The sequence below is a fragment of the Glaciimonas sp. GG7 genome, assembly GCF_052976905.1.
On the sequence record NZ_JBRIIQ010000028.1, the window covers coordinates 38433 to 47555 of the forward strand.

At 46.5% G+C, this 9123-nt stretch carries 12 protein-coding genes; 9 read left to right on the forward strand and 3 right to left on the reverse strand.

From position 1 onward, the window contains the following. Window positions 1-47 precede the first annotated feature (47 nt). The 6 genes from ACVBEF_RS09230 (at window position 48) to ACVBEF_RS09255 (ending at window position 4318) form a co-directional block, all read left to right on the forward strand. Entirely contained in the window at window positions 48-614 is a 567-nt protein-coding gene (locus tag ACVBEF_RS09230; RefSeq protein WP_447123637.1) for a GspH/FimT family pseudopilin, read from the forward strand. A 62-nt stretch (window positions 615-676) separates the two neighbouring features. Then, entirely contained in the window at window positions 677-1546 is an 870-nt protein-coding gene (locus ACVBEF_RS09235; RefSeq protein WP_447123638.1) for a PilW family protein, read from the forward strand. Window positions 1547-1675: 129 nt separating this feature from the next. Then, window positions 1676-2761 carry a bifunctional diaminohydroxyphosphoribosylaminopyrimidine deaminase/5-amino-6-(5-phosphoribosylamino)uracil reductase RibD gene (gene ribD / locus ACVBEF_RS09240; RefSeq protein ID WP_447123639.1) on the forward strand — a complete coding sequence of 362 codons (1086 nt, stop codon included), beginning with the start codon at window positions 1676-1678 and terminating at the stop codon, window positions 2759-2761. A gap of 17 nt (window positions 2762-2778) precedes the next feature. Further along, window positions 2779-3405: a riboflavin synthase gene (locus ACVBEF_RS09245; protein ID WP_447123640.1), complete on the forward strand. Its 627-nt coding sequence runs from the start codon at window positions 2779-2781 to the stop codon at window positions 3403-3405. A 145-nt stretch (window positions 3406-3550) separates the two neighbouring features. Further along, window positions 3551-3874 (forward strand): hypothetical protein, encoded by a 324-nt coding sequence (locus ACVBEF_RS09250; protein ID WP_447123641.1) that lies wholly within the window; start codon window positions 3551-3553, stop codon window positions 3872-3874. A 219-nt stretch (window positions 3875-4093) separates the two neighbouring features. Next, window positions 4094-4318, forward strand: a complete 225-nt coding sequence (locus ACVBEF_RS09255; protein ID WP_447123642.1) for a hypothetical protein — start codon at window positions 4094-4096, stop codon at window positions 4316-4318. A gap of 29 nt (window positions 4319-4347) precedes the next feature. Here ACVBEF_RS09255 and ACVBEF_RS09260 read toward each other — a convergent pair whose 3' ends face one another. After that, complete coding sequence (locus ACVBEF_RS09260; protein WP_447123643.1) at window positions 4348-5079, reverse strand: EAL domain-containing protein; 732 nt, start codon at window positions 5077-5079, stop codon at window positions 4348-4350. A gap of 900 nt (window positions 5080-5979) precedes the next feature. Between ACVBEF_RS09260 and ACVBEF_RS09265 the strand changes: the two genes are divergently transcribed. Continuing rightward, window positions 5980-6435, forward strand: coding sequence for a phage antirepressor N-terminal domain-containing protein (locus ACVBEF_RS09265; protein ID WP_447123644.1), 456 nt, complete (start codon window positions 5980-5982; stop codon window positions 6433-6435). Window positions 6436-6976: 541 nt separating this feature from the next. On the opposite strand, the gene ACVBEF_RS09270 is transcribed toward ACVBEF_RS09265, so the two are convergent. Together ACVBEF_RS09270 and ACVBEF_RS09275 are read right to left on the reverse strand one after the other, a co-directional pair. Beyond that, entirely contained in the window at window positions 6977-7372 is a 396-nt protein-coding gene (locus tag ACVBEF_RS09270) for a type II toxin-antitoxin system HicB family antitoxin (protein ID WP_447123645.1), read from the reverse strand. After that, window positions 7369-7551 carry a type II toxin-antitoxin system HicA family toxin gene (locus ACVBEF_RS09275; RefSeq protein WP_447123646.1) on the reverse strand — a complete coding sequence of 61 codons (183 nt, stop codon included), beginning with the start codon at window positions 7549-7551 and terminating at the stop codon, window positions 7369-7371. Before ACVBEF_RS09275 ends, ACVBEF_RS09270 begins: the two co-directional genes overlap by 4 nt. A 74-nt stretch (window positions 7552-7625) precedes the next feature. Here ACVBEF_RS09275 and ACVBEF_RS09280 point away from each other — a divergent pair, with 74 nt between their 5' ends. Then, window positions 7626-8408, forward strand: a complete 783-nt coding sequence (locus ACVBEF_RS09280) for a hypothetical protein (protein WP_447123647.1) — start codon at window positions 7626-7628, stop codon at window positions 8406-8408. Beyond that, complete coding sequence (locus ACVBEF_RS09285; RefSeq protein ID WP_447123648.1) at window positions 8405-8845, forward strand: hypothetical protein; 441 nt, start codon at window positions 8405-8407, stop codon at window positions 8843-8845. The genes ACVBEF_RS09280 and ACVBEF_RS09285 overlap by 4 nt, the downstream gene beginning before the upstream one ends. The last annotated feature ends 278 nt before the right edge of the window (window positions 8846-9123 follow it).

A 9123-nucleotide genomic window follows, 5' to 3' on the forward strand; every position in this document is an offset into this window, starting at 1 on the left:
ACCGATAGTATTTGCCGCTCCTTCGTTCGATGCGAGGCCGGCTCTTCATGCTGCAACCTGCCAATCCACCTACTCTGTTAAACGTCGCTCAAGCGATCACCTTGCGCTCGGGTTTTACCTTGATCGAGCTAATGCTAACGATGAGTATCGTGAGCATTTTGCTGATGATGGGCATGCCATCGATGCGTGATTTTATTGTCGAAACACGCTTGAGTGTCAGCGTAAATCAATTTATTGCCGCCGCCACGTTTGCACGTACTGAGGCGATTAAGCGCGGTCGTTCGGTGGTGCTTTGTCGCAGCGTTGATGCTGAGTTTGATCAAACGGCGCGATGCGCTGTCAGCATGAGCGAAGGGCGCAGCAATCTCGACTGGGGCAGCGGCTGGATAGTGAAGGTGGAGAGCGATGATCAAGTCTTGCTCCGACAAGGCGCTTTGAACGAAAGCATCATCGTACTTGGAAAGAATCGGGCGATAAAGTATGACGGTCTTGGCAGACCAGGTAGCACTTTTACTAGCCTTGTATTTAGCGATAATAAAAAATTTGAACGCATTTTATGCATTAATCGCAGTGGTCGTATGCGGGTCTTGCCGGGAAAGACAGAATGCAAATAAAAAACTGCCTCCGATTGAAAAAATCAAGAATACATAGTTCTACGCAACAATGCGGTGTCACCATGATTGAACTATTGGTGACGATGGTTATTAGTTTTGCATTGATAGCGGGAGTAGCCAGTTTGTTTTTGAGTAGCAATGCAAGTTATCGACTCAATGAGGCCCGTCTTCGTTTGCAGCAGGATGGTCGTTACGCGATGCTATTAATGGAGAGTAATTTACGGCAGGCCGGGTTTGGGCATTTAACCTCTGCTAGCGTGAATGCCGCAGAGATTGAGCGAACTGATTTCGTCAGATCGAATGGCAAACCGGGGCAAGGATTACGTGGTTGCGATGCCGGGTTTGAAGACCCATTGAGTTATAAATTCGGTTGTCATGGCGGAGAAGGAAGCGCGAGCTTCGAAGTGGCATATCGGGTTGCCGATACTTTTGTTTTCGACAATAGTGCTGGGGCTGATTGCAACGGCTCCAAAGCCGGTGTCATCGATTTGCCGAAAAGTCATCCAGCCTACAATATCAGGCAGCAAGTAGCCGTTGCGATGAACAGATTTTTTGTCGCCACTCCAAGTGGGAGTAAAACGAAATCGCTGTATTGTCATGGTAATACAGGCAACGGTCTCAACATCGCACAGCCAATACTGAATAACGTTGAAGACATGCGACTGTCGTTTGGTGTGGCTGAGATTGGCGGGTTCTCTGCGCAACAATTTTTGAGTGCTACAGACGTTGAAGCACTATCAACAGATCAGCATCAAAACTGGAAGAGAGTGGTCCGGGTTAAGTTGTGTTTGCAACTGCACGCTCCAGAATCCTCACGCATGAAGCAGCATTACGTCGATTGCCGCGGTATCGAGCAGGCTAAAAGTGATGGCTTACGCGCTGTGATGACCAGTATTATTAATCTGCGCAATAACACGGTCAGCATTGAGTAATACAGGCTGACTTCGTTACGAGAAATTGCTGGTATCGTGACTAGCTTTTGCGCGATAGTTCTCACTTATTTTCCAATTTATGTGTAGTTGTTGCTTTTCCTCATTTTTAACTCTTCAGGTTTTTACATCATGACCCACGCCGACGTATTTATGGCCCATGCATTGCGAATGGCGATGCACGGATTCCCCACCAGCGCTCCCAATCCCGCTATCGGCTGTGTCATCGTTAAAGATGGCTTGATTATTGGCGAGGGATTTACCCAACCGCCGGGTGGCAATCACGCCGAAATTCAGGCACTCAACGATGCGCGTGAGAAAGGTCACGCTGTGCGTGGCGCAACCGCCTACGTCACACTGGAACCGTGTAACCATTTCGGTCGTACTCCGCCGTGCGTAGATGCGTTGATTCTTGCCGGTCTGGCCAAAGTTGTGGCAGCGATGGAGGATCCTAATCCGCAAGTCGCAGGGCAGGGTTTTGAGCGACTCCGGGCCGCTGGAATCGCCGTAGAGACTGGCGTGCTGGCAGGGGAGGCGCGAGAATTAAATATCGGATTTTTCTCACGGATGGAACGCGGCATGCCTTGGGTTCGACTGAAAATTGCCGCTAGTCTTGACGGGAAAACAGCCCTTTATAACGGACAAAGTCAGTGGATTACCTCCCAAGCGGCGCGTGACGATGGACATTTTTGGCGAGCCCGTGCTGGTGCGATTTTGACTGGAATTGGTACGGTTAAAGAGGATGATCCGCAACTCACTGTGCGCGCTATTCCTGTCACGCACCAACCTTTGCGGGTCATCATCGATAGCAAACTCGCAATTGATCCTAAAGCACGCTTATTAAGCGGCGATCCAATTTTAATTTTTTCGGCCGTAGAAAATCCTGAAAAAGAAGCACAATTAAAAAAGCGCGGAGCCGAAATCATGGTGCTACCTAACGCCCATGGCAAGGTTTCATTGCCGCTAGTGATGCTGGAACTAGGCAGACGCCAGATCAATGAGGTGCATATTGAGGCAGGCGCAAAGTTGAATGCCTCGCTGATTAATGAGGGATGCGTTGATGAATTGTTGCTCTATCTGGCCCCTAGTATTTTGGGTGACGCACGTGGCATGTTTGATCTCCCGGGATTAGACAATTTACAGGACAAGTTTTCTCTTCAGTTTCATGATGTCAAGCAAATTGGCGAAGATTTGCGTATCCTTGCACGATTCGATTAACTTCTATTCTTCATTCTATGTTTACAGGCATCGTCGCCGCAGTCGGCAAAATTACTTCCATCCAAACCCAAGGCGCAGGTGCCGAGGACGGCGTTTTGCTACAGATAGATGCAGGCGGTTTGTCTATGGCCGATGTCGCTCTTGGCGATTCGATTTCACTCAACGGTGCTTGCATGACCGTGACCGGGAAAACCGATCATACGTTTACCGTTGACGTATCGCGCGAAAGTCTCAATTGCACTGTGGGTCTCGATGCTATCGGCGAAGTCAATCTTGAAAAAGCTTTGACCTTGGCTGATCGGCTAGGAGGGCACCTAGTGTCAGGCCATGTTGATGGGTTGGGTGTTGTAACGAAGTTTGAGCCAGTGGGTGAGTCTTGGGAGCTAGTGATTCAGGCATCGCGCGATCTGGCGAAATATTTTGCCTACAAAGGCTCAATCGTCGTCAATGGCGTATCGCTCACAGTCAATCGTGTTGAAGATATTGCGGATGCGTGTTTGTTTTCGATTAACTTGATTCCACACACGATCCAAGTCACCACATTACGGCATCTGATGGTCGGTAAACAGGTGAATCTGGAGGTCGACTTAATTGCTCGCTATGTTGAACGCATGCTAAGTGCGCCGAAAGCCGACAACGGTTAAAGATGTCAGGGGAGGGGTACTTGTTTGGTGCGATACACGTTGTTACAAGCCTTACGACTTTGGCATGGAAGGGCGGTTAAATTTTGGGTTAAATGTAGGCATGCATTACTCATTTAATTCATCAGGAACCGTCATGAAAAAAGCTATGCGCATTGTAGTAGTTGGCATATTCGCTGCTGCAAGCCTGCTCTGGTCAGCAACACCGGCATTTGCTCGGACCCAGGTTGATTGGTCGGTTAACATCGGCGTTCCCGGCCCCGTGTATTATCCGCCGCCACCCGTCTACTACCCGCCACCGCCAGTTTATTACCCCCCACCACCTGTCGTTTATGCCCCGCGTCCTGTGTATATTCAACCGCCACCTGTCTATGTGGAAGGCTACCCTCGACCGTATTATCGTCATCCCGGTTATTACCGCAGAGGCGATGGCTGGCGTGAACATGAGTGGCGCGAGCGTCATTGGCGGTAGCATCACTAGCGTTAATTTTTTCGCGCACATTCATCTACGATGAAAAATTAACTCCCTGACTTTATGAGCGGGAGTTAATTGCATAATAAAGGTATAAATTAATACGAATTTCCCCCGACGCAATTAGCTGTTTCTGCACATTCCAACCACATCCCTTACTGATGCAGCGCCGAGTCGCGTTATGATTCGTGACGCATCATTAAACGACTGGAAAGTGACATGGCAAGAATTGACGATATTGTAAAAAGACAAAAAGATGGTGCGAAATTTATTATTTCGGGGGCCATGCTGGGTTTGGAGCCGGAGGAGTTTGATACCGTCGCAAAGTTATGGATCCAGGAATGTAATCATGGATTTGTCGTTAGCGGCGTACCCCATAGAAAATGCATTGATGGTGAGTTTTTTATCGACAGAATTACCGTGACAAAAGTCGAGTCAACATAAACATAGTTATTTTATAGAGCAATTTTCCTCTATACCCACGACGTCGGATCGATAATGCCTATGGCTTGCAAGACAGGCTTGCAAAACAGGTAACCTTGCATCAGATCGATACCAGCGTTGTGCAGGAAATCACGCTCAGCGATGGTTTCAATCCCTTCTGCCAATACCCTCACATCTAACGCCGCGCAAATTGACACTATTCCTTTGACGATTGCTTGTTTCGGTTTGCTGGTATCAATATCGCGGACCAGTTCCATATCGATTTTAATGATATCGGGCTGATATTCCGCCAACAACCCCAACCCTGCATACCCTGCGCCGAAATCATCGATGGCGGTGTGAAAGCCGAACTTTCGGTATTCGCGAAAGATATTGACCAGATGCGCCCGGTCAGCAATTTGTTCTCCTTCAGTTACTTCGAAAATGATTTGTTCAATGGGAAATTTATACAGTTGCGCCGCCTCAAAAGTGCTACGAATGCAAGCTGCAGGCTGATATACCGCATTAGGCAAAAAATTGATCGATAACATTTCATGCATGCCTAGTTCAGATGCGCCCCGAATAGCTGCTACCCGACAGGCTTGATCAAACGCATAACGGTTTGCATCGGTGACTTGTGATAGCACGGAATAAGCAGATTCGCCGTTCGGCCCTCGCACCAATGCTTCGTGTGCATAAATTGATCGCGCGCTCAGATCAACGATAGGCTGATAGGCATATATAAAATCAAATCCCAGCTCATTGACGTCTTTGCATTGCACACATTTTCCAGGCACAGATGCAGCTTTGGAAGAAACTATTGGAATAGAGGTCATATTTTTGGATTGCAGCACCGATTAGAGTGTTCACTTGTAGCATAATTTCTATTACTGCGTGTTGTTCGGCGGCCACTCAGCTACTTTAGTGTTCTGCCTACTACACGGCGAGGATGTTTGTGGATGTGTATCTGGCAATGCCTGATAAATGTAGAGGGAGTTGAGGGCGCGCTCAACAGTAGCCCTATCGATCACCCAATAAAAAACGCGTAAGTCTTTGAAATCAAAGGCTTACGCGTTATGTTTTGGCGGAGAAAGGGGGATTCGAACTGCCGCTACACCTTTATATCAAGCCGTTGCCCGAGAAATGCTGGCAAAAAGCTGTCATTCCCATACTTAGTAGCCCCATATTAATAGAGGGATGATGCTGGTAATTGAACCAGCATCACATATTAATATGGCAATATTTCCAACTCAAAACGGCCAAGCCGCTAAAATAAAGTCCCCCTCGGGGAAAAGGTAACATTGGTAACCTTTTCAGGAAATCAGTCGGAAACCGTTGCTGGGTAAGGCTTTGCGAGTTTTGACGAAAGGTAACATCAGGGTAACCTTAAGGTAATCTGGTTACCGTAGTAGAAGGTAATATAGCTATAAAATAATAGTTATATATATCAATGACTTAGCGTGATGTTACCTTTCTGGTTACCGAAGATTACCCTTCAAAGGTAACTATCTAAATCCATATAAATCAATGACTTACACTCGGAAAATAGACGAGGTTACCAAGGTTACCTTTTCCCCAAGGTGAAACCTGAAATCGGATGGTTATTTAATTTCTTTTAAGTAATAGTCATGCTCTCTCAGGCATGGTATTTTCCAAAAAATACTGTTTTGTGAGAGCCAATGATGACCACCCACTTGATGCCTATCCCCTTCTACGAAGACACTTTGCTATTGGTCGGGCATAGCGATGAGCCATTTGTAGCCATGAAACCGGTAGTCGAAAATATCGGATTAGATTGGAAAAGTCAGCACGTCAAACTAACTGAGAAATTTAATTCAGTTATCGCGGAAATCACCACAACTGGTGCTGATGGCAAGCAATACAGCATGACCTGTCTGCCATTGCGCAAAATTACTGCCTGGCTTTATTCAGTCAATCCCAACAAAGTGGCACCGGAGCTGCGACAAAAAATCATTCGCTACCAGGACGAATGTGATGATGCCCTATGGGATGTTGGACTAGGGGAGCTAACAGCCGCTCAAGCAGCATCAACGGCTTACCGATGTTATTGCCGCGTGATCCAGTCCAGCCACTCGGCGACCGCGTGCGCAACAATGTTCTCAAGGTCCGCGACATGATGTTGTTACATGAGCAAAAGTACAAACTCATGAAACAAATTGAGCAAAACAGCAGCTCGGCAATTCGCGCTGGACTCTTTGTCGACTTGCGGCGCGTATCCGATGCGCTGGGAGTAGATGTCCCCGATCTAAGTACCTTTAAGATACCAAATATACAAATCCCGCATCAACTCGACTGATCTTTCCCTGACAAAATTAAGCGACAGTTCAGTGGCCATTACCCTGCGCGCATCAGGAACCCTATTTTCACCTCCAGGTGCGTCATTTCGCGTCACTTTTTTGCCGCGTGTTCTCGCCCTCAGACGCCAGTTTTCCCCTATGCGCATCACTTTTAAAAATTTGAGTCAGAACCCCTCAATTTAGCGGTCAGGCGTGGCGGGGGGATAGCTGCGCGCCGGCGGTCGGAGTTGTGTTGTTATTATCGCAATGATCTTATCGGGGCTTCAATGAAGGGTTCTGCGTCGCCGCGAAGGCATCAGGTCTCTAAATGCAATAAGCCGCCCGAAGGCGGCTTATTGTGACTGCGAAGACAGGTTGGTATCTATTGCGCCATTGCTTTTAACGCAGCCTGCGCTAAAAATCCCGAGCGTGTCAAATGATGCGATTTGGCAAAAGCGTCGATGTCATGCAACAGACTTTCCGGCAATGAAATATTCAGACGTACAGGGCGCGTGTTGATTTTGGAGCGGTCAATATTCATCAGCATCCAAAAGCCGTCCGTATAGTCCGTCGCATTCTTCCATTTCTCAATAGACGATGCTTCGGGAATATGTGCTTCACCTTCATACATCGTTGCAACAGCTTCCTGCGCCATTTCAGGCAGATCATTCAAGTCGTCTGCCGCCGTAAAGACGCCGGGCAGATCAGGAAAGCTCGCGCTGTAAGCGCTATTGGCATCCTTCCATACATACAGTGGATATAACATTGTCGTCCTCATTTCAAATCAGCTTGTTTCAAGATGCTCTTGGCCGTACCAATGGCTAAATCTTTCTTCGGGTGCGGAACAACTACAGATTTACCGGTAACCGGGTGTCGGTATTTGTGATGACTACCGCGAGTCGAAACATGCGTCCAGCCCGCTGCTTTGAGTTGATTAATGATGTCTGTGCTGTTCATGTTGGAATTATACACACGAATACACAATTATTTGTGGGGTGTTGGTGGCAGTATGTCCATCCGCTTGTCGTTGCATGCCACAAACGAAAGGAGTAACCTTTCAACAAGTTTTTACTTATTTAAAAGAAAAGGTACTTATGAATGTTGTAAGGAAGTTAACCCTAGGTTTTCGACCCGACACTAGAGCTTTTCGAGTCGAATCGATGCGTGGTTTGCTGATAGATACCTTGCTAGACGCTAGAGGAATTGACATTCCTATTGATTACTACGCAAACATAGCAACAGGTTTAGATGGGGTTTTTAGCTTGATGAGCGAAGGTGACGGCAATCTCCTGTTAGTTGATAAAGAAAACATCTTTTTTACTAAGAGTGCATATTCTAATAACGGCCACATTGATTTGGATAAGACTTTCAAGGAGTTCATGGCAATTTTTGGTGTAATTCAACGAATCATAAAGTTCAAAGGGATTCGCAGAATTGGGCTTATCGCAGAGCACAGATTTAATACAGTAAAAAATAACAATACAGAATTGTTGGCTACTCTGACTAAACTTCCGGTAATGGAATTTCCAGCACACTTCACACTCCACTACGAAAATCGTGCTCCATCAACAGGATCATCCTTAGATACAATGAAAGGAGCTTTCACCAATTGCATTCACGATTTCTACGATAGTGCCCTTGATACGTCCGTGCCTATCGAAGGCAAAATTAATGCGAATATCGACTATCAAAAATATTACGCACCTTCTCTTAATACAAAAATAGTAGAAGAAACTGAAAAGCATTTCTTTGCGTTCAAAAAGGAGTTAAAGAAGTTTGACGAGCAAATTTTAAAGCTTGGATTCAAGAAATGAAAAGGACAAGTGCTGAAAAAACACCTAATCAATCTCCGAATTCAATACTTAAAAGCAACTTAGGCACATCAAGAACCAATAATAAGGAAGGGCCAAGAGCCGAATTAGGAACTCATCTTGGAGTTCACAATCTGCACTATGTGCCGTTGCCTCCGATGGCTGAAAGACATCATGCGGCGTATTGGACATGGGAGAAAGTCTGTACCGCACTTGGTGGTGTAGCAATACTAATATCCATCGTAATATTCTTCTATCATATGGATTCAAATATATCTGACGTAAAATCTGATATGAGAGAAGAAAAAAACAAGATAGGAAATCTGGACGAAAAGAGCACTAAGCAGACTACCTCTATCGAAATGGTAAACGGATCAGTCCAACGTCTGGAGAGTGAGGTTCGCCGTACTCAAGACTATATCCAACAACAGAAAAAGTAAGTCTCACAGGACATTTTTTGAATGTCGAAGGTCGGCGGCTATGGATCGAAGCAAATGACTATTAATAATTAACCACCTCCCAGCACGCAACGCCGCCGTCCGTTCCCTTTCCTAATCATCCTGACACTCCACATCACACAACCTCTCCGGCCAAGCCACATCCACCTGACAGAAGCGGCAATAACGATCCGGTACAACAGCCCACAAACACCGCACCGCAGCCAAAGAAGCAACCATTCCGAGCGTAACCACCCAATCTGCCCAATCAGTAATATCCC

Excerpts from the sequence above, each read along its gene's own strand:
- ACVBEF_RS09230 (WP_447123637.1), top strand. The coding sequence starts at position 48 with ATGCTGCAACCTGCCAATCCACCTACTCTGTTAAACGTCGCTCAAGCG.
- ACVBEF_RS09235 (WP_447123638.1), top strand. The coding sequence starts at position 677 with ATGATTGAACTATTGGTGACGATGGTTATTAGTTTTGCATTGATAGCG.
- ribD (WP_447123639.1), top strand. The coding sequence starts at position 1,676 with ATGACCCACGCCGACGTATTTATGGCCCATGCATTGCGAATGGCGATG.
- ACVBEF_RS09245 (WP_447123640.1), top strand. The coding sequence starts at position 2,779 with ATGTTTACAGGCATCGTCGCCGCAGTCGGCAAAATTACTTCCATCCAA.
- ACVBEF_RS09250 (WP_447123641.1), top strand. The coding sequence starts at position 3,551 with ATGCGCATTGTAGTAGTTGGCATATTCGCTGCTGCAAGCCTGCTCTGG.
- ACVBEF_RS09255 (WP_447123642.1), top strand. The coding sequence starts at position 4,094 with ATGGCAAGAATTGACGATATTGTAAAAAGACAAAAAGATGGTGCGAAA.
- ACVBEF_RS09265 (WP_447123644.1), top strand. The coding sequence starts at position 5,980 with ATGACCACCCACTTGATGCCTATCCCCTTCTACGAAGACACTTTGCTA.
- ACVBEF_RS09270 (WP_447123645.1), bottom strand. The coding sequence starts at position 7,372 with ATGAGGACGACAATGTTATATCCACTGTATGTATGGAAGGATGCCAAT.
- ACVBEF_RS09275 (WP_447123646.1), bottom strand. The coding sequence starts at position 7,551 with ATGAACAGCACAGACATCATTAATCAACTCAAAGCAGCGGGCTGGACG.
- ACVBEF_RS09280 (WP_447123647.1), top strand. The coding sequence starts at position 7,626 with ATGCCACAAACGAAAGGAGTAACCTTTCAACAAGTTTTTACTTATTTA.
- ACVBEF_RS09285 (WP_447123648.1), top strand. The coding sequence starts at position 8,405 with ATGAAAAGGACAAGTGCTGAAAAAACACCTAATCAATCTCCGAATTCA.